The organism is Pedobacter sp. KBW01, assembly GCF_003852395.1.
Taxonomy (GTDB): domain Bacteria; phylum Bacteroidota; class Bacteroidia; order Sphingobacteriales; family Sphingobacteriaceae; genus Pedobacter.
Genome location: NZ_QAJQ01000035.1, coordinates 14,913 through 37,457, shown reverse-complemented (window position 1 = coordinate 37,457; position 22,545 = coordinate 14,913). Strand labels below are relative to the sequence as shown.

General features: G+C 40.1%; 18 protein-coding genes and 1 pseudogene. 13 read left to right on the top strand and 6 right to left on the bottom strand.

The genetic code is table 11. The annotated features are described in order from the left end of the window. Nucleotides 1–5 precede the first annotated feature (5 nt). The 8 genes and pseudogenes from DBR40_RS24600 to DBR40_RS27320 form a co-directional block, all read left to right on the top strand. The gene (locus DBR40_RS24600) at nt 6–1,457 is read left to right on the top strand and encodes a RagB/SusD family nutrient uptake outer membrane protein (protein WP_124562385.1); all 1,452 of its coding nucleotides are present in this window, start codon (nt 6–8) and stop codon (nt 1,455–1,457) included. 35 nt (nt 1,458–1,492) lie between these two features. After that, a complete protein-coding gene (locus DBR40_RS24595) occupies nt 1,493–2,668 on the top strand; it encodes a TlpA disulfide reductase family protein (protein ID WP_124562384.1) in 1,176 nt (391 codons plus the stop codon). Between the two features lie 534 nt (nt 2,669–3,202). Continuing rightward, the gene (locus DBR40_RS24590) at nt 3,203–4,294 is read left to right on the top strand and encodes an alkaline phosphatase family protein (RefSeq protein WP_124562383.1); all 1,092 of its coding nucleotides are present in this window, start codon (nt 3,203–3,205) and stop codon (nt 4,292–4,294) included. Between the two features lies 1 nt (nt 4,295). Beyond that, nucleotides 4,296–5,894, top strand: a complete 1,599-nt coding sequence (locus DBR40_RS24585) for an endonuclease/exonuclease/phosphatase family protein (RefSeq protein ID WP_124562382.1) — start codon at nt 4,296–4,298, stop codon at nt 5,892–5,894. 5 nt (nt 5,895–5,899) lie between these two features. Further along, nucleotides 5,900–6,073 carry a hypothetical protein gene (locus DBR40_RS26785; protein WP_158674130.1) on the top strand — a complete coding sequence of 58 codons (174 nt, stop codon included), beginning with the start codon at nt 5,900–5,902 and terminating at the stop codon, nt 6,071–6,073. A gap of 86 nt (nt 6,074–6,159) precedes the next feature. After that, nucleotides 6,160–7,164, top strand: coding sequence for a metallophosphoesterase family protein (locus DBR40_RS24580; RefSeq protein WP_124562381.1), 1,005 nt, complete (start codon nt 6,160–6,162; stop codon nt 7,162–7,164). 79 nt (nt 7,165–7,243) lie between these two features. Continuing rightward, nucleotides 7,244–8,356, top strand: coding sequence for a TlpA disulfide reductase family protein (locus tag DBR40_RS24575; protein ID WP_124562380.1), 1,113 nt, complete (start codon nt 7,244–7,246; stop codon nt 8,354–8,356). 18 nt (nt 8,357–8,374) lie between these two features. Continuing rightward, nucleotides 8,375–8,518, top strand: a pseudogene (locus tag DBR40_RS27320) (hypothetical protein); the annotation flags it as partial. Between the two features lie 36 nt (nt 8,519–8,554). On the opposite strand, the gene DBR40_RS24570 reads toward DBR40_RS27320, so the two are convergent. The 5 genes from DBR40_RS24570 to DBR40_RS24550 all read right to left on the bottom strand — a co-directional run bounded on the left by DBR40_RS24570 (nt 8,555) and on the right by DBR40_RS24550 (nt 14,193). Further along, nucleotides 8,555–8,833 (bottom strand): DUF6150 family protein, encoded by a 279-nt coding sequence (locus DBR40_RS24570; RefSeq protein ID WP_124562379.1) that lies wholly within the window; start codon nt 8,831–8,833, stop codon nt 8,555–8,557. Between the two features lie 200 nt (nt 8,834–9,033). Continuing rightward, nucleotides 9,034–9,864 (bottom strand): helix-turn-helix domain-containing protein, encoded by an 831-nt coding sequence (locus DBR40_RS24565; protein ID WP_124562378.1) that lies wholly within the window; start codon nt 9,862–9,864, stop codon nt 9,034–9,036. A gap of 108 nt (nt 9,865–9,972) precedes the next feature. Beyond that, nucleotides 9,973–10,152 (bottom strand): hypothetical protein, encoded by a 180-nt coding sequence (locus tag DBR40_RS24560; RefSeq protein ID WP_124562377.1) that lies wholly within the window; start codon nt 10,150–10,152, stop codon nt 9,973–9,975. Between the two features lie 422 nt (nt 10,153–10,574). Continuing rightward, on the bottom strand, nt 10,575–11,306 hold the full coding sequence (locus DBR40_RS24555; RefSeq protein ID WP_124562376.1) for a LytR/AlgR family response regulator transcription factor: 732 nt from the start codon (nt 11,304–11,306) through the stop codon (nt 10,575–10,577). A 4-nt stretch (nt 11,307–11,310) separates the two neighbouring features. Beyond that, a complete protein-coding gene (locus tag DBR40_RS24550; protein ID WP_124562375.1) occupies nt 11,311–14,193 on the bottom strand; it encodes a histidine kinase in 2,883 nt (960 codons plus the stop codon). A 239-nt stretch (nt 14,194–14,432) separates the two neighbouring features. Between DBR40_RS24550 and DBR40_RS24545 the strand changes: the two genes are divergently transcribed. Genes DBR40_RS24545 through DBR40_RS24525 form a run of 5 tightly spaced genes read left to right on the top strand, consistent with a single transcriptional unit; the run spans nt 14,433 to nt 19,057 of the window. Beyond that, a complete protein-coding gene (locus DBR40_RS24545; RefSeq protein ID WP_124562374.1) occupies nt 14,433–15,326 on the top strand; it encodes a hypothetical protein in 894 nt (297 codons plus the stop codon). A 19-nt stretch (nt 15,327–15,345) separates the two neighbouring features. After that, entirely contained in the window at nt 15,346–16,317 is a 972-nt protein-coding gene (locus tag DBR40_RS24540; RefSeq protein WP_124562373.1) for a hypothetical protein, read from the top strand. Nucleotides 16,318–16,330: 13 nt separating this feature from the next. After that, a complete protein-coding gene (locus DBR40_RS24535; RefSeq protein WP_124562372.1) occupies nt 16,331–16,741 on the top strand; it encodes a hypothetical protein in 411 nt (136 codons plus the stop codon). A gap of 44 nt (nt 16,742–16,785) precedes the next feature. Continuing rightward, entirely contained in the window at nt 16,786–17,463 is a 678-nt protein-coding gene (locus DBR40_RS24530; protein WP_124562371.1) for a TMEM175 family protein, read from the top strand. Between the two features lie 49 nt (nt 17,464–17,512). Next, nucleotides 17,513–19,057 (top strand): TlpA disulfide reductase family protein, encoded by a 1,545-nt coding sequence (locus DBR40_RS24525; protein WP_124562370.1) that lies wholly within the window; start codon nt 17,513–17,515, stop codon nt 19,055–19,057. A 522-nt stretch (nt 19,058–19,579) separates the two neighbouring features. Here DBR40_RS24525 and DBR40_RS24520 read toward each other — a convergent pair. Next, nucleotides 19,580–22,516 carry a glycoside hydrolase family 2 TIM barrel-domain containing protein gene (locus DBR40_RS24520; RefSeq protein WP_158674129.1) on the bottom strand — a complete coding sequence of 979 codons (2,937 nt, stop codon included), beginning with the start codon at nt 22,514–22,516 and terminating at the stop codon, nt 19,580–19,582. Nucleotides 22,517–22,545: the final 29 nt, after the last annotated feature.

The window sequence follows — 22,545 nt, the reverse complement described above, 5'->3', positions numbered from 1 at the left end:
AGAAAATGAAGAATTTAATTACAAAATATATCCTGCTCAGCTGTTTGGCACTTGTTGCGCTAAATTCCTGTAAGCAGGATTTTCTGGATGTGGAACCAAAAGGTAAGCTGATCGCTCAGAAAACAGATGATTATGACCTGATGTTCAACAACAATACTTTGGTTGTTCCCGGGCCGAGTACCGATGGTCAGATTGCACTTGGTGATGAAGTGACCATAATTGACCCGCATTACGCATTGGCAAGTTTAAGGGAGCTCAGGCTGTTCCACTACGAAGATGTCGTTTATGAAGCCAGCGAGGATGCAGTTGAAATGTCTGCGCTGATGAAGCAGCTCTATACTTACAACAAGATTGCTGCCGAAGTAATGGATTCCAAAGGCGGTAGCTTGCAGCAGAGAACAGCTTTAAAGGCAGAAGCCCAATTAAACAGGGCATGGATATACTTTATGCTCAACAACTATTACGGCAAGCCATATAATGCCTCTACAGCATCTTCCGACCTTAGTTTTCCTATAATTACAGCAGCTGATGTAACAGCCACCAGTTTTAATAGGGCAACCGTGCAGGAGGTATACGATTTTATTATTGGCGATCTTCAGGCGGCGATTGCAGGACTGCCTGTGAGTCCCTTGGGTAGGACCAGAGGAGCCAAGGCAGCGGCAGAAGGTATGCTTGGCAAAGTTTATGTCTTTATGGGGAAATATGCGCAGGGACTTGTGCAGTTTAATAATGCCCTGGATCATTTGCCGGCAAATTATAGCGTGCGTTTATATGATTATAACATCACAATGGCCAATAATGGTTCCTGGGGCTACAATTCCGCAACCAGTCCATTGTCGTTTGTTAGTGGTACACCAAATCTTCCTGATCATGAAGAGAATTTACTGGCAAGGCAGATCACCAACAGTTATTCTTTTATCTCTCCCGTTTTCCTGTTAAATCAACAATCGGCCTCACTTTATGGGCCTACAGACCTTAGGTTGAGATTTTTTACACGCAGGGTACTGGGATCGGCTACAGAGTTTTCGGTTGCAGGCGTGCTCAGGAAAAACGGGCCCGTGGCAGCGCAGATTGGTTTAACCATGCCCGATATATACCTTTTAAGGGCGGAGTGTAAAGCCAGAACCAATGATGTTCCAGGCGCTAAAGCCGATTTGGAGTTATTACGTAAGAACAGGATGCCGGCTAGTGCAGCGGCAGTAGAGATAAGCGATCCTACTGAAATGATCAGGTTTATTATCCAGGAGCGTACACGTGAATTTGCCTTGCAGGGCTATCGTTGGTTTGATATGCGCAGGCTATCCACAGACCCTATCTTCTCGGGCACAACCTATAGTCACAACTATGTTAAATCAAGCGGTGAAATCAATACCTATGTGCTGCGGCCTGAGCGGTTTGTTTTCAGGTTCCCTGAAAAGGTAATGACCGCAAATCCAGGTATGCAAAATAACCCTTAAGCAGTAATTAAAATATAAAACTTATTAAAAAAATCATGAAAAAAATATCAATGCTGATCGCAGGACTTTGTCTGATGGGGATCAAGGTTAATGCACAGAATAGCTTTTCGATCAACGGAAAATTTTCAGCACTTAAAGAAGAAAAAAAAGTTTTTCTCGATTATAGAATCGGTAATAAAAGGATTGTAGACTCTGCGGTAACAGAAAAAGGCATGTTTAGTTTTAAAGGATCAGCAGAGGCGGTTCCTGTTAAAGCTACCATTTCGCTTAAAGCCATAAAAGCAGACCCTGCAATAAGCTATATAGAAAAAATACTCAGGAGAGATGAACAAGACTTTTTTCTGGAAAAGGGTGTTTTTAATGTTTCAGGAACTTCTTCTGCAAACAAAGCACTGATTAGTGGGGGCAAAACCCAGGGCGAATACTTACTGCTGCGCACTTCGTTAAAACCCGAAATGGAAAAATCTGAGCCACTCCGTGAGGAAATGATCCCAATTCTGGTAAAAACACAGGGCAAGGGGATGGACACGATCAGGCGTTTAAAAGAGCTACAGAAGTTAATGCAGCCCTTATCGACTAAAAGCAATGAAAAAGAAGAAGCCTTTATCCGCCAGCATCCGGATTCTTATGTAAGTTTTAGCCTTGTGAAAGATAGGGGTGGGATTATTGAGCCCGGCACATTTGAACCGCTGTTTAACAGCTTAAGCGCCACCCTCAAAAACTCTGGGGAGGGTAAAATGCTGGCTGCAAAACTGGATGTTGTGAAAAAAACTGCTATCGGTATCACTGCAAAAGATTTTAGTCAGCCAGGCTTGGATGGGAAAATGGTTTCATTAAGTTCCTTCAAGGGAAAATTTGTACTGCTCGATTTCTGGGCGAGCTGGTGCGGCCCCTGCAGGGCTGAGAATCCAAACGTTTTAAAAGCCTATAACCAGTTTAAGGATAAGAATTTCGATATCCTGGCGGTGTCACTCGATGATAAAAAGGAGAATTGGCTAAAGGCGGTTAAAGATGATGGTATGCCATGGACACAGGTTAGCGACTTGCAGGGATGGAAAAACCAGGCAGCAGGATTTTATGCGATAACGGCTATTCCACAAAACTTTTTGATAGATCCCAATGGGGTAATCGTTGCCAAAAACTTAAGGGGAGAGGCGCTTGTAAAAACTTTGAATAAGTTTTTGTCTGCTGCAAAACCTGAAGGGGGCTAATTGAGTTCGGGCTTAGCATAGATAGCTACTGAAGGTCATATCATGATTTCATATGATGGTATGACCTTTTTTAGGGCTGGTTTGATCCCGCCTTTAACCGGGACCTTTAAAATACAATTATGGGGCATCTAACAATTGATTTCAGGCTCGGGAAGGCCCAATTGGATATTCGGCCTTAAACTCGGTTATTATGACAAGGTTGACAGGCTAAATAGCTATTGCAATATGTGTTTAGTATTTGTTTACTTTTGTTTACATTATTCATATATTTGAATAGCCGGATAGCTGCCGGTTTTACCTTTGAAGTATATGAATACCAGATTGCAAAACTTAACCCATCTGATGAATTATCTTAAAAACGTTTATTCAAAAAAACAGCATGACAATTTGTTGGTGCTGAAGTGCTATAAAAGAAATGGCGGGCATATAACAAGTAAATTTTAGGTGGTATTACAACCTTACAGGTTCATATATACCCATGTTTGATGCAATAAAAAAACCGAATATAAAATAATACCATTTACGCTTACCAAAATGAAAAAGACAATTGTTTTATCCCTATCCATACTTTTAGCGGTAGGAACTTTATTTGCACAAAAGGCTAATCAGCCGGCAAATATGATCATTATATCCATCGATGGATTGCGATGGCATGAAGTATTTCAGGGTGCAGAACAGCAACTCATCACAAATAGAAAATATAATTCGCAGGATTCCAGTGAGCTTGCCCGGAAATACTGGTCTAATAATCAGCCCGATAGGAGAGCTAAATTGATGCCCTTTGTGTGGAATACAATAGCGAAACAAGGTCAGCTCTATGGTAACCGCGAGGCCGGAAGTTTGGTTAATGTTAAAAATACTTATTGGTTTTCTTATCCGGGCCGAAGCGAGAATTTAACAGGTTACGCCGATCCTAAGGTAAATTCGAACGACTATCCCGATAATCCAAATAAAAATGTACTGGAGTTTATTGATCAGCAAAAAGGTTATAAAGGTAAAGTTGTTGCATTTGCCTCATGGGATGCGGTGGCCAGAATCATTAACCGCAACAGAAACGGGTTGATGGTAAATAACCCTTTCGAAGATGTGACAGGAAATAAGCTTACCGAAGCTCAAAAACTCGCGAACGAAATCCAGCACTACGAGCCACAGTTGTGGGGCAGTGGTGAGCGTTGGGATGCAAGTACTTATGCTTTGGCAAAATCCTACATCATGGCTAAGCATCCTAAAGTCGTTTATCTCGATCTGGCCGATACAGATGATCATGCCCACGAGGGTAAATATGACTTTTATCTGGACGCTGCCCATAATATTGATGCGATGATTGGACGTTTATGGACTTACCTGCAGAACGATCCATTCTATAAAGGTAATACCACGCTGATCGTTATGCCAGATCATGGCCGTGGTGAAGGGAAGCAATGGACCAGTCATGGTTCAGGTACCCCGCATTCCAACGATACCTGGCTGATGGCTTTGGGGCCTAAAATAAAACCAATGGGTGAGATGAAGAATAACGGACAAATTTACCAGAATCAATACGCAAAAACGATTGCTGGATTATTGGGTTTCAACTTCACATCTGTTAACCCGATAGGAGAAGTGATTGAATCTGTTGTAAAATAATATGGTAATAAGAACAGTTTTATTGCTGGCCATGATTATTAGCTGGCAGAATTTGGCAAATGCCCAAAAGCCGGTATTTTACCTGAATTTTGATGATCACAACGTAAAGGAAATCATTATACCTAAGGATAGTGCCTATTATGGGGTCGATCTGCAGCAGTCCAAGTATGAAAGGGGGCTAAGTGGCATGGCCCTGGATTTATCAGCAAATGCGGTTTTAAGAAGGCCTGTGAGATTAATCAAAGGAACCCTGCCCGAATTTAATGTGCGAACTTCATTCTCGGTACAGGTGTGGGTAAAAACCTTGCCAAATGCAAAAATGGGTACTCCGGTAATCGGGAATAAAAATGCAGGAGATTTTGCAACTGCGGGCTGGCAGGTTTACACGCAGGAAAATGGTGCATGGGGACTAATTTTAAATGATGGTAAATCAAGCTATGATTACAAACCCACCACAGAAAGGCAACGCATAAATGATGGCCGATGGCACCAAATTCTTTTTAGCGTTAACCGCGAGAAACAGGAGGTATGGATTTATTTAGATGGAAAAAATGTTGCGATATACTATACGCCTGGTATTAAAGGTTTTGAAACCAGTAATGCAACCGTTATCGGTGGTACCGATGAAAAATGGGAGTATGGATCCAACGGACAATGGTTTGCTTTTAACGGGTATATAGATGAGGTAAAGGTTTGGAATGTTGCTTTAAGTGCAGATCAGGCACAGGGGTTATTCAGTGAATTCTTTTCAAATGAGGTGGTTAAAGCAGAACCTTATAACCCGGTACATTTGAAAGTATTATCCTGGAACGTATGGCATGGAGGGCATCGGTATGGGGAAGCAGTAGGCCTGCAGCGGTTAATCGAAACGATAAAGTCTACGCATGCAGATGTTATAGGCCTGATTGAAACTTATGGCTCAGGAGCTGTTATTGCCGATTCGCTAGGTTATTATTTTTATTTGATCAGTTCCAACCTTTCCATCATGAGCCGTTATCCGATCAGCGAAACAATCAAAGCGTTTCATCCGTCAAATTTTGGTGGGGTAAAGCTAAAATTAAGCGCTAACAAAGAGCTCGTCTATTTTAATACCTGGTTAAATTATCTGCCTGATGTTGATGCCAGTATCAGAGAGCAGCATAAAAATCCACAGCAATTAATACAGGATGAAGGTGCTACCAGGCATGCCGAAATTAAAGAGATCCTGAGCAAGATTGACCCTTATCTTAAAAATACAGACCATTTGCCGGTAATTATGGGTGGCGATTTTAATATGGGCTCGCATTTGGATTGGACGGAGGCAACAAAAGCAATCCACTTTGACCGTATTGTAGAATGGCCCGAAAGCCGGGAAATGATCAAAGCAGGGTTTTTAGATAGCTATAGGGAATTACATAAAAACCCGTTACTTGATCCCGGTTTAACCTGGGGTGTAAGGGCGGCTACAACAACAGACAAGTATGGGGTCAGAGATCGGATTGATTTTATCTATTATAAAGGAAAAGACCTTAATGCAATTGAATCGCGGGTAATTGATTATCATCCGGTCATGTTTCCATCAGATCATGCCGCTGTGGTGACGCTCTTCCGGTTAAAATAAAGGAGATGATTACACTTAACATGACAAACGAAAAGTACAAGGTTTTGCAAAACCTGGATGAGAAACAGAGCTATCCTTCAAAGCTATTACCAACGGTTTGGGCCAGTGAACAAATAAGGATTGATGGTATCCTGATATCGAAAAAACTTAAAATATCTCATAAAAGGATTAAATCATAAAAGACAAGCTTACCGCTACCTTATCCAACCATTATCCGGTCAGGGCAAGGCTCGCGGTAAGTTAACAATCTGTATTAATTTGGAATATGAAGAATCAAAATAGAAGAAACTTTATTCAGAAACTAACATTGGCTGCTTTGGCAATTGGCCCTGTTTATCGGTTAGGTGCCACTCCGGTTTCAGAAAGGGGCGAGCGCGAAACCTTTAAGCCGAAAATCAGGTTTGGAATGATTACTGACCTGCATCATGATATCATGCATGATGGCCTGGACCGTTTATCGGCTTTTATTAAGGAAATGGATAAAGAGCAGCCCGATTTTATTATACAGGGAGGCGATTTTTGCTTTCCAAAAAAAGAGAACATGCCATTAATGGATATTTGGAACCAGTTTAAAGGCCCTAAGTACCATGTGATCGGCAACCACGATACCGATGGGGGCTATACCCGGGAGCAGGTAGTTGAATTTTGGAATGCCAAAGCAAAATACTACGCTTTTGATATGAACGGTTTTCATTTTATCGTACTGGATGGAAATGAACATAATCTTAGCGCTGAGCGGCCAAAGGGTTACGCACGGTATATTTCACCTGTACAACTAGAATGGCTTAGAAAAGACCTCGATGGAACTGATTTGCCTACGGTTATATGCTGTCATCAGGGATTGGATAATGATGCAGGTGGATTGGAAAACGGCACACAGCTGAGGTATACCCTTGAGGAAGCCAATAAAAAAGCAGGCAGGCAAAAGGTAATCCTGGTGATCAGTGGCCATCACCATCAGGATTATTACAACTACATCAATAACATTCATTATGTACAGATTAACAGTGCATCCTATCAATGGCTGGGAGATAAGTATAAGGAGAGCCGTTATACAGAGGAGGTAGATAAAGCACATCCAAATATTAAATATACTGTGCCCTACAAAGATCCGATATGGGCGATGATTGAAATTGATCAAAAAGGCAGGATTGTAATCAAGGGTAAAAAGACTGTTTTTGTTGGTTCATCACCCGAACAATTAGGCGTAAATACAGACGATTACATCTATCCCATTGTGCCGTATATTTCGGACAGAAAGCTTGGTTGATCAGGTCTTATTTATAGGATGACTAAATGAAAAGGATTAATATTGGATTTTATCAGGACAAATCTTATTTTAGTGTGATATGAAAAACGCTCTGCTAACCCTATTTCTGGGGATGTGCATCCATACGGCCGTCTCCGCACAACAATATGCTATCAACGCCCAGATCACTGGATTCAAAAACGGTACCAAATTTTATTTGAATGATGTAAACCTTGATATCAATATTGACAGTGCCGAAATTAAAAATGATCATTTAAGTTTTAAGGGAAAACTAGGCGCTGAGCCACAGTCTTTATGGGTAACAACCGTTGTCGGACAAAATTATTATTACTTCACTTTATTGATAGGGAATGAAAAAATCGATGTGAAAGGGGATATTGGTGATTTTCCGTTTGACCTGAAAATTACTGGCTCGAAAACCCAGGATGTGCACAATAAAATGATCGGACTAACCAAAGAAGGTTACAAGGAACGCAATAAATTGGTTGCAGCGTATCAGTTGCTTTCCGGTGACAGTGCGAAATCGAAAGGTAAAGCGATATGGAAGAGGATTGCAAAAATAGATAGCGTAGACAAATTTCAAAGAATGAATTTCGTAAGGCATAACCTAAACAGTTACGAAGGACTTGATGCGCTGTTTTACCTTAAAAACGACTTTCCAAAAGATACCATTGGTAAGTTTTATGATGCGCTGAACCCGGCTTTCAAAAATACTGGTTATGCAAAACGCATTAAAACTTTTTTGGCGGTTGGGAATATTTTAGAAACAGGTGATTCTTTTTGGGACTTTAGCGCTTTTGACAAAGATGGTAAGAAGCATCTCCTATCTGAGCATAAAGGGAAATATATATTACTGGATTTTTCAACGGCTTATTGTGGTCCTTGCATCGAGTCAGTACCGGAATTGAAGAAAATCTCGAAAGCATACAGCAAAGAGCTTTCTATCGTTTCATTTTCAGGTGATGCCGGTAAAGAAAGCTGGTTAAAGGGCATAAATAGAGACCAGCCGCAATGGTTGAGCCTTTGGGATGGGAAAGGGTTTTATGGAGAAACGATCATCAAGTACGGCATTACTGGTTATCCAACATTTCTACTTATTGATCCAAAAGGAAAAATTGTATCCAAATGGTCAGGATACTATAATGGTGCAGTACTTAAGGAAGTGCAGACCCAGCTTGCGAAAAGACAATAATCTTATTAATGGGACGGTATATCACTTTCCCTTTTTGCGTTTAGCGTAAAGGAGGATCGTGGGTGGGATCCGACACCAAAGCTTTCAGGTTCATTTGTGCAAGGGGCTGTAAACGAAAAGTTAGTCCATATCGGTATAGGCACTTATGTAGGGCAAATTGGTGCTGCTTTTGTCAGGCACCTTGTGGTGCTGGTTTCCTTAGCCGAACCTTCCTTTATGGACACTTTCTTTTTGCCATCCGGCTTCGCCGTAGTTATCTGTAAAATATACTTTAACCTGCGCCATACCAATAGAAGTAAAATAAATAAGGCAGGTAGCGTCTTGTTTGTCACGGGTAAGAAACCAGTTAGCATCGCCACGGGCCATTCCCCATGATGAAACCCGGTGCACGCATAAATCTGCCTGCGAACGGTCTGTTACCAGCGCTACCCTGATCTGGGCTTCTCCCATGGTTGGAGTCTGAAATATTCTAGCCATTTGTTGAATACTGTTTTTTATAAGGAGGAGGCAGTGTTTTTAGTGGAAGGCTTACTCGTCGACCTTTCGTTATGCATCAATGCGTAAATATAGGATATCCTGAAACCAAAACAATTGCTTTGCCCTGGATTTTATCGGTTAGCATACTACTCAATAATTAATTTAGCTTAATTCGCTGAAATGATAATTGAAAAGTTAAATTAAATGAATAACCAATTGATGGCGCCTGCGTTCATAGAATAGATTTGATTGAAGAACACCCTGGGCGTACATCCGGTAATTGCACGGAATTCTTTATTGAGGTGTGAAGAATCAAAAAAGTCCATTTTATTCGAAAGTTCATTAAAGCTGTGTTTTGGATCTAAACCAAAATGTTCGCGGATGGCCTGCCTGAAACGGATCATTTTCCGCATTTCAGTTGGGTTTTTCCCAATATGGATTTCGAAATGTTTATAAAGCGTTTTCCTGCTTATGTTATATTTTGTAGCAATATCTCTGATAGAATAATGCTGGTCTGCGTTTAACATATCTTCAATTACTTCCTGAAGAAAAGGATGGTTAAAACCAACATATTTTTCCAGCAAATACTCCTCTAATCGGAGGATCTTTTCCTCAGGACATTTTATAGCAGTAATTGCCGTCATTTTCTCATTGAAATCGTTGTAAGGGTTAAAATAGGCAAATTGATTAGCGGTATAGGTATTAAGGTCTTTGCTTAAAAAAGCATTTAACCCTAATGGTTTGAAACTGATGGTAATCTCGTTGATGTAACCTGGGATATTAATTTCAATGGGACTATTATAACTGCAGATCAAGGTGGAAAGCACAGAAATTCTACGGTTCCTAAAAACAGAGAGCTTACCTTTTTCGAAAATAAATCTTGGGTTGCGGTTGATCGAGACTATTGAATTAACTTGTGGAAAAGTATAGTAACGAACATTTTTGGAACGATCTCCCTTATTGAGGAGATAAAAGTATTCGATGTGGTTCTGCAATAAGGTAGATTGTGGTTTGAAAAATAGCAATTCCATTAAACCAATTTAAAAATAAAAACATTAAAAATAAATCTCGCTCTGGTTTTCGCGATGTGCTCAAAAGGGAATTTATGTGCCGCTATCATTAAAATAGTTTTTCTATTGTTATTTTATGATCAGTATCGTCTGTTTGATATATTGGAGCTTGATGTAAAAATGGTGTTCATTTCTGAAACGGTGGACTTCAATATTTTTGATCCGGCCTGAATTTTGGCAAAAGGTAATATGGTCGCCTACCCGGAGCGATTGCAGCTCAGCAAGGGTACTTGATCTTTGTATTTTCATGCTTGTTATAAGTTGTTCCAATAAGGGAAACCTAAATGGAAGATTTCCAGACGAGAGCGTCATTACCAGGGAACATGATTGACCATTTAAGGACAATCGTTATTTTACTTATTCAAGGGATGTTGATTGAATGGAGGGGACGTTCATTATTTTTACTAAATATTGTTGGTTTAAAATAGCTCAGGTTGCAAAAATACCGAATTATAACTTTTTACTTTTGTAATTTGGTTACCCTGAATGAGCCAACTTTTGCCGGTAAAACATTGTGCTTTAGTGAGTAGCTATTTTGAGAGAGATGTTGGTGGAAGTTAAGCTTTTGATAGCATGCCCTTTCAAGTGGAGAGCCTGGGTAAGCAGTATCCTCATTCCTGAAAAGCGAAGCCTGATGTGGTCTTTTTTCGCACTAGCTGATAGCTGAATAGCTAATGTTCAAACAGGTTAAATACCTCCTGTTTATAAAGGTTTCCAATCGGTATTAAAGCTCCCTGTTGCATTTCCAGATAGCCATTGTCGGTTCTGTTATATGCAACAATGAAGCGCTTGTTTACAAGGTAAGACCTGTGAACCCTAACGAACTCAATGTAAGGACTGAGGATATCTTCAATTGTTTTCAGATGCTTAGAGAACATGATGCTTTCCTTGTGCTGCAGATGCAAAACAGTGTAACTTCCTTCAGCAGACAGGTAAACGATATCACGGATAGATACCAGTTCAATTTTGTTTTTATTGGGGATGGCAATTTGTTTTCTTTCATAGGCATTATCACCATGAATACTTACCTTATTACCAGCAGTTTTAGTTTGTTGTACCCTTGAAATGGTTTCGATCAGCGCGAGGTGGTTTACCGGTTTCAAAAGGTAGTTTACGGCTGCATACTTAAATGCTTTAAGTGCAAATTCCTCATAAGCTGTCACAAATACAACAGCAGCGCGGTAGGACAGCAGCTCGTCTAAAATATCGAAACCGGTATGATTACCCAGGTTTATATCCATAAAAATAAGATCTACCTGTTGGTGCTGTAAGGCCGCAACAGCCTTTGAATAACTTTCGGCCATGCCTGCAATTTCTACATCGGGACAGAATTTTCTGAGCAAGCCTGCAAGGGTAATCCTGGGCATCAGTTCATCGTCAACAATAAAGGCTTTTAGCATCATAATATCATGGTTGAGTGGTTAATAGTGGCAATTCAATAGTTACAGTAGCACCTGCGGTATCGCTGTTCGACAGGATGTGTAAACTACCTGCCTGATGTTTTAAACAGATTAGTTCAAGACGTTCTTTAATAATTTCGAGTGCATGGTTCGCCAGAAAGAAAGGTTCACCTTTTTTGAATCCGCTTCCGTTGTCTATAACAGAAACCCGTATTTTATCTCCCTGGGGTACTGCAACAATACGTATGTGGCCATTTAATCCGTTTTCATTTTTTACTCCATGTTCTACTGCATTTTCAACAATTGGTTGCAATATTAAAGTAGGGATGTATAGCTGTGAGATTACCAGGCGATCATCAAGCTCAAATGAATAGGTAAAACCATTGTCAAATCGTTGCTGCTGGATAAAAAGGTAATGCTTTAGGAAATTAATTTCTCTTTCTATAGTAATATAACTTTCCCTGCTCTGCTGTAAAAAACCACGCATTAGTTTAGCATAGTTATCAAGATATTTGAGCCCGCCAATATCATCACCATTAATGAAATAGGATTGTAAAGGAGTAAGTACATTAAAAATAAAGTGTGGTTTTAACTGGGCAAACAAATTCTTGTTTTCCAGTTCGTTCATCCTTAACTGATCATTCATTTTTTTTCTGGCCTTCTGTAACTGCACTTTATACCATCTGAATGCAAAAAAGCCGATTAAAACCACCATCAGTAGCCAGAAGAGTAAATTAACCCAAACCAGTTGGTACCATAAAGGGTGAATGATAACCGTATGCGATACATTGGTTTCTAGTGGTGAATAGTTTCCTCTTGCTTTTATCGTTACTACGTATTTGCCCGGCTCGAGGTTGTTTAGTGTAATAACCCTGCCTGTTACCGTTTGCCAATTACCAATGGCATCTCCTTTAACATTGATTTGGTAACTGATATGCTTGGTTTCACTCGAATAGTCAAGAACCTCTGCCGACAGGGTGATGGAGAGATGTTTTGAATAGTGGGTTTCTGAGCTTGTTTTTGAAGGATCGAAGCCAGTGAGGGAGCATGTTAGGTAAATTTTTGGCCTGACGGTACTTTTCAAGTCAGTAACCAACCGCTTTGGTATATAATAAACACCATTATTGGTCGCTAAAGCAAGTGTATCCGTTTCGGGCAAAAAATCATTGATTGAAAAAGCGTATTTTCTTGCATCAATCTCATTAACTGCTTTCCAGTCTTTGATGTTAAGTATAACCAGCCCCGAGCCTGCCTTTAGGTAGCAATACTGCTTATCTGCTTTTATGTCGTAACAGCTCTGCCCGAGTATTTGTTTGTAGCTTCCCAGTTCTCCCTTAGCGCTAAGCTGAACAACAAAAGCGCCTTCCTGGGTGCATACAATCAGGGCATTATTAATTATCCTCAGTTTGTTAATGCGAATTGATGAGAAAAGATGCTCCTTTACATTATTGCGATATATGCCATCGTTTGTCCCATAAAAGCATACCGCATCATTAAATGGTGAAATGGAGAGTGTATTTATTCCCTTGTAGCGGTTATCGGTGCTGATCTTCCCATTGCTATTGATAATGAAGCAGGCGGTTTTGGTGGTAAAATAGTATTTGTTGTTAAATACTGTACCATCTTTAAAAGGAGTATGACTACTAATCGCCAGTGGCATAATTTTGCCAGGTATCGTTACCCCTTCGCCTGTATAACAGTTTTGGCTGCCAAAAAAGAACCAATGGCTGGCAGTTTTGTAAATATCCCTGATTTCATTCAAGGATTGCTGACTGGAGAGTTTGAGCGCTATTACTTTTTCCTTTGATAAAATGCTTACGCTGTCCCGCTTATGGCCAAGCGCGGTAAGTCCACCATTAAGTTTACTAATTCCAGAAATGTAGCCCTCAGCCAAACGATCACCAGTTGGTTGAAGATGTCTTGTAGCGAGATCGGCAGGGGTAAACAAGTAAATGCCTTTGCCAAGTGTACCCACCCAAAGATTACCCTGATAGTCACTAACAAGGCTTGTAACTGGTGCCCGCGTCAGTATTTTTGAGTATGACAGGCGCTGTTTATTAGCCTTAGCGAAGAAGTTTTGTACAAGCAATAACTCCTGCTGCTCTACAAAACCTAAATATAAGTCATTACCGATCCTCACATAAGAACTCATGTTACCGGTAATTTTTGCCTGGTCGCCATCAAATAACAATGTAGCTGGCGCATTTTCGTTTTTCCGGAATATTTTATTGCCCAGTATTAAATCATCGCCCGTGATTTGTATAGCATAGGGTTTCTTTTTAAATAAGGCAGACAAGCTATCTGTAGAAACACCGTTAATTGCATTAGAAATTTTCCATTGGGCTAAAAGACTCGAGATAAATGACGATTTGTCTTTTAACCATTGCCGCTTTGGATTAGCAATATTGGTTTGCGAAAAGGTGCTGTTTATCCGGTATAGGGATAGGGTGTCTTTTTTTTGCCAGGCCAGTATCACCGGGCTTTTGATAGAAAGGTTTACAGGCTCGTTAAGAACAGTGGCGAAGTGGTGCGTTTTAAAATTGAACAGCCTGCTGTTACCCGAGTAGCCAAATAGCCACAGCAAACTATCACCTCCTTTATAAAACTGAATAAATTCATTGTCTGTTTGCGCTGCGGTATACTTTTTAAATGTATTTCCATCATAACGCACCAGTCCACTTTCTGTTGTCATCCAGAGATAACCATATCCATCTGTTACCATTTTGTAAACGATATTGGATGGCAGGCTGGAATTGATATTGGTGAAATTCCGGTAAAGCGGCTGGCTGTACTTTATTTGCTGTGCTAAGGCATTGCCCCCCAAAAGGATAACTGTTAGCAGGAGTATTACTGCAGTTCGGATCGAATTAAAAGGGACAAAAATCTTCATCTGTAAATCACATCATTTCGGCTATGAATCTGGCTTCTGATATCCTGCAACGGCTACTTGTTTGTTCATCAGCAATGACTAAGGTAGAGGTAATCGATTGATTATCTACTATGGCTAAAGCAAAATTTTTCTTGTCAAATTAATGCCCGGTTTTATCAAAAAAAATACCCCGTTCATCAATCAGCAGGTTACTACATGGCTTCAAAAAACTTTATTTGTAGCAATTACTAAGTACTTATATGATGAAAACGGTGATGCTTTGGCTTTCTGGAATGTGCCTGTTATCCTGCAATATCCTCAGGAAAGGAAACTCCATTAGCTTGAACCACTATACTGTACGGGATTATGTGAAAGTTGGCAAAATAATGGACACGGTTAAAACACCTTACGTTATTGATGTAAGAAGCAAAAATGGCAAGCGTATCGTTTTTATCGGTTGTGTGCATGATGCTGTCAGCACTCACCCCCAGTTCAGTATCATAGGAAAGTATTTTGCGGAGCTGAAACCAGAACTGGTTTTTAATGAGGGCGGACAGATCCCTGACAACACCCATTACACAACCATTAATGAAGCCATACAGAAAGATGGCGAAACCGGACTGCTAAAATACTATGCCGACAAAAGCGCTATTAAAATGCTAAACGGAGATATGGACGCAAGGACTGAATTTGAATTAACCCTAAAAAAACAACCCAAAGAAGATCTGTATCTCTATTATGTGATAGAGCGGATAGCTATTCCATATCATTACGGCGCTTATCCGCACGAAAATTTCGACAGCGTATTTAACCGCATCATAGCAAAATATTTTATTAAGAATGGATTTCCATTATTGCCAGCAGAAGTGGAACTAAGCTATTTTAAAAAACTGTATAAAAGAAAGACCGGAAAAGTATTTGATGTGACAAATTTTGATTTAGAGGCTTTTGATTATATCAATGACCATTGTAAATACTGCGCGGTTGGCAGGGTGTCTAAAATGACCAGAGACAGTGTGTTACTATCCAAAATAGATGCCGCATTGAATCAATACGACAGGGTGTTAATCACCTTTGGTCATGGCCATGCGCTGGCGGTTGAACCGGCACTGAAAGAAATTGTAAACAGGGAACGTAGGCCAAATAGAAATTAAAAACAATCCTTAATAAATCATGAAAATCACCAGACAGTTAATTTCCTTAATCCTGCTTACGCTTATGGCTTTCCATGCCACTGCCCAAAAAAGACTTAAGCCAGATAGAGAAGCTTATCATTGGTTTTCTTTTAAGTGGTACAGCGATTCCGTAAGTGGAAAGTACTTTGATAAGCTGGCTGTATTGTTGCCAGTTAAAATCGATACAATCAAGGCAAATTTTGTTGCCCAGTTTGACCTCGGGGCAAATGAGACCGTTTTGTACGGTAATGATCTGAAAAATTATTTCCCAAGCCAGCAATACCTGTACAGCCTGTTAGATACGAGCCATAAGGCAATCTCTGATGGCGGTCTTGTTAGTTATCCTTCAAAAAAAATAACCCTGCATATTGGCTCTTACCAGACAAAAGATTTTTTTGTTTTTGATAAATACGGAGATGGAATTCCAAAGGATTCTTTGTACACGCCTTCTCCAAAGCATATTGGGACAATTGGTGCCAGTTTTACAAAAAACAAAGTACTGGTGATGGATTTTCCCAATAAGAGAATGTGCTTACTGGATAGTATAACCAGGTATTGGGCGTCTAAAGCTTCGTTTGTTGATTGCAGGTTGAAGAATGGCCGGATACAATTGCCATTTACGATTAACGGACAGCAACACTGGATGATGTTCGATACCGGAGCAAGTGTATTTCCGCTGAGTACAGATAAAACATTTTGGGAAACGATTGTCGATGCAGAGGCACAACCAGATACATTAAAGGTAAATTCCTGGGGAGAGAAGGTACCCTATTATGGCGCTGTCATCAAATCTGATATTTATCTGGGGAAATATAAACTTCCAAAGCAAAAAGCCTGGTATAATGAAAACAAAAGGCTACTTGATTTTAATAAAGGAGAAGGAATTACCGGAACAACAGGAAACGCTTATTTCTTTAATCATGTAATCATTATTGATTTCAAAAACAAACGGTTCGGAGTGGTAAAATAAAAATAAATTAAACATGACAACGATCAACATAACAAGGAGAAAGCAGCCGATAGGCTTTATAAATAAACTGACCGTTTCCACTAAGGAGGGGCAGTCTGCATCTTTAGAAGCAGGAGAAACCATTACGTTAAAAACAAATAGTCCAGTCGCTGAAATATATGTAAAACGCTTTTGGCGTGTTCAGGCTATAAAAGTAGACATTGCCGACAATAGCCCTTCAGGTATTGTCGATCTCGAATTGTTTTATGATTTGCCACTGGCAACCATGTATCTGATGTTGGCAATTTCCGCTATGCTGGTATATACCGCTTTTTCTGGTTTTTCATCCAAAAGGTATATCTCCATAAGCTTACTCTTAATACTTATTGCCTTGGTAGCTAAAACAAGGCAGGCTTCAATAAGGGTTAAACAATTACAAAGGTAATGGATGACGTTTTTAAAATATAGCACGCTTTGCCATTCTAAATTATGAGTAAAACAAATCAGCCTGCCGCACAAGAGGATAATAAATTTCAGTTAGAAAGAATAGCATTGTTTAGTGATGCCGTATTTGCCATTGCCATTACCCTTTTGATTATCGAAATAAGGATACCTGAGCTCCATTCAGATCGGCTAACGGATAGTGAACTTTTACAGCAACTGTTGCCTGTTACCACCAAGCTCATTGGTTTTCTGATCAGCTTCTTTGTAATAGGCTTGTATTGGTTTTCCCATCACCGTATGTTCGGCTATGTTATCCGCACTAATCATCGGCTATTGTGGAATAACCTCCTGTTCCTGCTTCCGATTGTAATAATGCCTTTCAGTACCTCTTTTCTTAGCGAATATTATTTTAACAGTAATCTCCGGATTCCGTTGGCGGTTTATACCGCTACGATTTCCCTGTCGGGATATTTCAGTTTTCGGCTATGGAAAATTATAGGTAACCCGGTAAATCATTTAAGTGAGCATTTACCCAAAGAAAAGTTGAGCTATAATATCACCAGGTCGCTAACAATTCCAATCGTTTTCATCTGCGCGCTACTCTTTTCTCTTGTTAACATTAAAATCTCTTATTTCATTCTGCCCCTGGCACCACTTGTTACCGGGTTGATCAAAGCCTGGTACGCAAAAAAGTATCCGGCAATGAAAGACGCCATGGAATAAAGATCAATAAAAGCCATAATTAAACATTATTTACCCTGGTTATTTTAAAATGAGAATACGATTATTTGCTGTGGCGTTACTTTTAAGGAGTATCAGCACCTGTGCACAAAAAACGGTTACTATTGAAGGTGCGCTGGATAAAGCTGTTAATTCAGAACCAGTACTGGTTTACAAGCCGGTGGATGGAAGGTTTAATGTATTCTTTACGGATACAGCAGCAGAGCGGACGATCCGGAACGGAAAATTTAAACTGGAGATCAATCTTTCCCAGAGTGGGTTTATCCGGTTACAGAGTAAAAGCCTGCCAAAACTCTATTTCTTTGCTGAGCCCGGTGAAAACATACAGATCAATTATCAAAAAAACAAAGATGGAGTTCTGGAACTGCAATTTTACGGGAAAAATGCTGGAGGGAATAACTTAATAGCCAGTAAGCAGTTATTGAATAACAGTAAAACGGATGAAGCGTTATTCCAGGCAACGCTTTCGAAAAGCAGCAAACTGAATGAAGTGGTTAATGGAATTGATGAAATTATAAAGGAACATACTACTCTTATACAACGCTGCTATCAGAATAAAACGATATCGGCAGTATGTTTAGCTGCACTGGTTGCTGAAACAGAGCAAAAAGCAATGGCCTGGATTGAAGGGATTCTCCTTGGCTATTTTCACAGAAATGAAAATATAATTAAAGAGATAAAGTTATCTGAAAGCGATTGCCAGGAGTTGATCAATATCCTTTACAAAAAATATGACCCCTTTAACCATCGTTATTTTAATACCACTACTGCCTTTGACAATGCGCATTCCAAGAGTGAGCTGATAAGATTAGGTATTGTTAAGGGGCATATGCCGCATGAAAATGCCTGGGGAGCTTACGATAAAGATTTTGAGCAAATCATCAACGAACTATCGGTTATCAATTTTGCACCAGACGAAGTACAATCAAATTTCATTGGCAATGCGCTGCTTATTGCTTCAGTATTTAAGCCGATGGACGAGATTACTTATGCCAGCATTTTACAAAAGTACATTCGCCGCTTTCCTGGTAGTGCCTACATAGCACTCCTCTCTGAAAGTTTTATCAGTGCCTACATGGCTAAAAATCAGGTGTCGCAGGCAATCCTGCAAAATAATGAACTGTTAAGCTTTAAGACCGCTGAAAATAAGTTGACAGTAAACCCGGCAAATGGTTTAGATACGATTACTCGGTTCCAGTCCATTATCAAAAATTGTTTTAAAGGAACACCTGTGTTTGTAGATTTTTGGGCATCCTGGTGTTCCCCTTGTTTAGCCGAATTCAGGTATGAACCCCAGTTGCATGAATTTTTAGCTGCAAATAATATCAAGATGCTATACATTTCTTTAGACAACACTGGTTTCAGAGAAAACTGGAAAAAGCTATTATCGAATTATAAACTGGATGGCTATCATTATCTGGCCAATCAACAGGTTAAAGCCAATGCCGAAAAAATGTTTCAGGGCATTCCCCGGTATATGCTGTTTGATAAAGATGGCAACCTCGTTGAAGCGAATGCACTAAGACCAAGTAGCGCACAAGACTTGTACAAACAGATTAAGGATAGGTTAAAATAGGAGAAGAGAATACCGGAGGATCAATTTTGCAACAAATTGAACAGTTTCATTAACAAGCCAGGTAATGTTAATATACGAGTGCATGTCAAGTCTGATTCCGGGCATAGCCTTCTCCACCAATTGGACTTTATCATTTTCGAAAACTGTTTTACCGAATGCAAAAGCATCACCGATTTCCGCTAATTCGTAACTGGGATAGGGTACACAAAGGCTTTTTAAGCCATCAAAAACTTCCACGTGGTCGTTTTGATTTTTCGGGTTGCAAAAAAATACAACATTTCTTTTTGGACGATTTTTAATATTTCCAGTTTGCAAATTATCTAACAAATAGCCCAATAAATGTTGTTTTAGATTGGACTGTTTCAAACTGTTAACACAATTGTTGTTTTCTCCCTCTGGAATGTGTTACAGCGTTTGTCCCAATTCAATGTGGCGCGCATAAACGCTATCCAAAATCTTTTCTTCCATTGTTAAAGGCATTTAGCAAAAGATAGCCAGTTGCTGGTATATTGCCAGTATTAGCTAAAAACCGTACAGCTCAAGTTCACCAATCGCCAGTTTGCTTTTTTCAGGCTGAACATCCAATAACTTAATTTTTAAGTACCTGCTATCTTTACCTTCGTAAAATACAGGTTTATAATCCTGTCCCGAAACCTTTCTCTCCTTTATCAGATCAATCCAATGTATACCATCAGCAGATCCTGCCAGTGAATAAGTATACCAGTCGCTGTCTTTTCCCCAAATTAGGCGGCTGCCTCTTAAATTCACAGGTTTTCCCAAATCTATTTTTAAGGTAATGGGAAGCGATTCTCTTGAAACTGTTAAAATGCTTCTTGGATCACCATCAATCAATTTTTCCAGTCTGGAAGTAACTGTGCTTTCCGAAGAACTAAGCATGTCTGGTGTTAGTTTTATCATTGGAGGGAGTTCATCCGGTTTAGCAATTCTACCAATCGTATCGGTTATCTCAGCTTCATTTTTCCATTTTGGATGCTCGCCATCCCGCGCATAAATTCCTTTAAATGGAATGGTTGTAATCTTTGTGTTTGCCGATTTAATTCCCGGAGAGGAAGCGGTAATCAGGATGTCGCCGGCAGTTTCAAGCGTACGGATAATGCCATATCCTATTCCGCCTTCACTTTGTTGGCTGGAAATGTTTAACCTTGCCGAATTGGCACCAATCAAAGTTCCCTTCCCTGAAACCTTTAAGTTAAGCTGATAAGATTGCAGCTGGCTAGTATTGGTGATAACTGTCCCGTTTTTGTCGCATATTTTGATATATACCGGAACCATATCTGAGCCATCCGCTACAGGTTTAATTCCGCTTTCGGCAATTTCAATTTCCAGGTGATCGGGCTTTTCAGGAGTCCTGACTAGATGTGAACAAACTACTTTGCCATTTAATATCCCTTCGGCCCTTAATGTACCTGCCTGGTAGGAACCTGTTTTAAACTCAAAATAGGGGCTACCACCTTTGCCTGAAATAAATGGTGCGGTTTTGGCGTTTTGTTCCCTTGATATTTCTTTTAACAATACATTGTTGCGCAACAACCTTACTTTGTCGCAATTAGAAAAAACAATAAGATTTGAATCAATTTCAGGCTGGTTGTTATAACTGGCAATGAATACCATTGGCCCATAAGCTGGGTTTCGGGCATTTTGCATAGCCATTAGCTGATAGTAGCCAAACTTTTCATAGCGGTCAATGTCCACTACACCACTAAAAGCAGTAACGGGATCCGATCCCCTGGTGTAATCATTAAAGCTCCACAAAAAATATCCGCCAATGCGTGCATTGGCATCTAACCTGGCATGGTCCCAATAACCACCTTCTTCTTCGAGCATTGTTCCGTTCAATGCGTTTTGCCTCAATTTGCACTGAGCAATCAATCCTTTTGCAGTGTATATACGTGATGCTCTTAGTCCGTTTTCCTTTTTGGGGTCAGCAATCCAGGTATCACCCCACTCACGGGTAAGTGAGGGCATAGAAGGCATTGGATCTGTCGCATCTTCGTTAATCACTTTATAGCTAACATCGTAATATTTTCTCCCTTTGGCGAAGAAATCATCCGCAGTAAACATTTGTTTGCCGGGTATTTCTTCATGAGCAATGCGAACCACCTCTTTCGCCCAGAAATCAGGTGTTGGCGATTCGTTAAGTGAGGTTTCCCATAAAAATACTGAGGGGCGGTTTCGGTCGCGACGGATCATTTCACGCACCTGCTGATAGCTTCTTTGGATAAACACTGTATCCTTATTAAAGAATTGCCAGCCTGGCTCACATTCAATTACCAATAAGCCCAGCTTATCACAGGCATCCAGAAACCGGGGCGATTGTGGATAGTGAGATGCCCGGACCGAATTAAAACCACCTTTTTTAATTTGCAGGGCATCCCGCCATTGCATAGAAGCAGAAGCTGCATCGCCGATATTTTGATAGCTCTGGTGACGGTTGGCCCCGCGCAGGTACAACTTTTCACCATTCAGATAAAAACCGTTTGCTTTTCCGGCAGGCGAGCTAAAAGAAATGGTTCTGATTCCAATGGGGCTAACCAGCAGATCTACTAATGTTTTACCGCAATACACTTTAGAAACAAGTTGATATAGGTAAGGATGATCGGGATGCCATAATTTAGGTTTTAACACCACCATCTTTTGCAGGTATTCCTGATCAGTATATGCTGAAAGTAAAGTTGAAGAGCTTGCAAAAGCTATTTTTTGTCCGTTTTTATCCTCTAAGGTTGTTACAACAGCAAGTTTAGCCGCTGTTTTACTTTGATTTAAAACATGCGTTTTGATACTAATGGTAGCCTTTTGCTTATTTACCTCTGGGAAGGTGATAAATAAGCCACCCCCGGCTATTTGCTGTGCTTCCAGGGGATCTGATATATGTATTTTATTGCTTATCTGTAGGCTTACATCCCTGTAAATCCCGCCATAGTAAAGAAAATCCATTTTATCCTGCATTTTTCCTGGCGGCGTAAATGGATCATCCACATTCGATACCCTAACCGCAAGTAGGTTATTGTCGTTAAATTTTACCTTATCGCTGATATCTACAATAAAACCCAGGTAACCGCCGTAATGCACTTTAAGCTTTTCTCCATTTAAATATATTTCGCAATTTTTCTGTACACCATCGAAATTCAATGTAATGCGTTTTCCCGAATTGGCCTTGTCGATTTTAAAATAACGACGGTACCAACCAATACCGGTATAATTCTGATTTCCCCCATTGTGTTTTGGTTCAAGCCGCATGGTATGGGGAACACTTACGCCAGTCCAGTTGTTGTCGTTGTAACTTACAGCTTCAGCACCAGAGGCTTCGCCTCTAAAAAATGCCCATCTGGTATTTAAATTAAGGATAAGCCTTGGCGAAGGGTTAGCATCTTGCCCGTAACTGTAAGATATATTAAACAATGTTAACAGGAGGGCAAATAATCTGAAGTTTATTCTCATGCTGGAATCGTGGTTTACTTGATGATCTT

Excerpts from the sequence above, each read along its gene's own strand:
- DBR40_RS24600 (WP_124562385.1), top strand. The coding sequence starts at position 6 with ATGAAGAATTTAATTACAAAATATATCCTGCTCAGCTGTTTGGCACTT.
- DBR40_RS24595 (WP_124562384.1), top strand. The coding sequence starts at position 1,493 with ATGAAAAAAATATCAATGCTGATCGCAGGACTTTGTCTGATGGGGATC.
- DBR40_RS24590 (WP_124562383.1), top strand. The coding sequence starts at position 3,203 with ATGAAAAAGACAATTGTTTTATCCCTATCCATACTTTTAGCGGTAGGA.
- DBR40_RS24585 (WP_124562382.1), top strand. The coding sequence starts at position 4,296 with ATGGTAATAAGAACAGTTTTATTGCTGGCCATGATTATTAGCTGGCAG.
- DBR40_RS26785 (WP_158674130.1), top strand. The coding sequence starts at position 5,900 with ATGATTACACTTAACATGACAAACGAAAAGTACAAGGTTTTGCAAAAC.
- DBR40_RS24580 (WP_124562381.1), top strand. The coding sequence starts at position 6,160 with ATGAAGAATCAAAATAGAAGAAACTTTATTCAGAAACTAACATTGGCT.
- DBR40_RS24575 (WP_124562380.1), top strand. The coding sequence starts at position 7,244 with ATGAAAAACGCTCTGCTAACCCTATTTCTGGGGATGTGCATCCATACG.
- DBR40_RS24570 (WP_124562379.1), bottom strand. The coding sequence starts at position 8,833 with ATGGCTAGAATATTTCAGACTCCAACCATGGGAGAAGCCCAGATCAGG.
- DBR40_RS24565 (WP_124562378.1), bottom strand. The coding sequence starts at position 9,864 with ATGGAATTGCTATTTTTCAAACCACAATCTACCTTATTGCAGAACCAC.
- DBR40_RS24560 (WP_124562377.1), bottom strand. The coding sequence starts at position 10,152 with ATGAAAATACAAAGATCAAGTACCCTTGCTGAGCTGCAATCGCTCCGG.
- DBR40_RS24555 (WP_124562376.1), bottom strand. The coding sequence starts at position 11,306 with ATGATGCTAAAAGCCTTTATTGTTGACGATGAACTGATGCCCAGGATT.
- DBR40_RS24550 (WP_124562375.1), bottom strand. The coding sequence starts at position 14,193 with ATGAAGATTTTTGTCCCTTTTAATTCGATCCGAACTGCAGTAATACTC.
- DBR40_RS24545 (WP_124562374.1), top strand. The coding sequence starts at position 14,433 with ATGATGAAAACGGTGATGCTTTGGCTTTCTGGAATGTGCCTGTTATCC.
- DBR40_RS24540 (WP_124562373.1), top strand. The coding sequence starts at position 15,346 with ATGAAAATCACCAGACAGTTAATTTCCTTAATCCTGCTTACGCTTATG.
- DBR40_RS24535 (WP_124562372.1), top strand. The coding sequence starts at position 16,331 with ATGACAACGATCAACATAACAAGGAGAAAGCAGCCGATAGGCTTTATA.
- DBR40_RS24530 (WP_124562371.1), top strand. The coding sequence starts at position 16,786 with ATGAGTAAAACAAATCAGCCTGCCGCACAAGAGGATAATAAATTTCAG.
- DBR40_RS24525 (WP_124562370.1), top strand. The coding sequence starts at position 17,513 with ATGAGAATACGATTATTTGCTGTGGCGTTACTTTTAAGGAGTATCAGC.
- DBR40_RS24520 (WP_158674129.1), bottom strand. The coding sequence starts at position 22,516 with ATGAGAATAAACTTCAGATTATTTGCCCTCCTGTTAACATTGTTTAAT.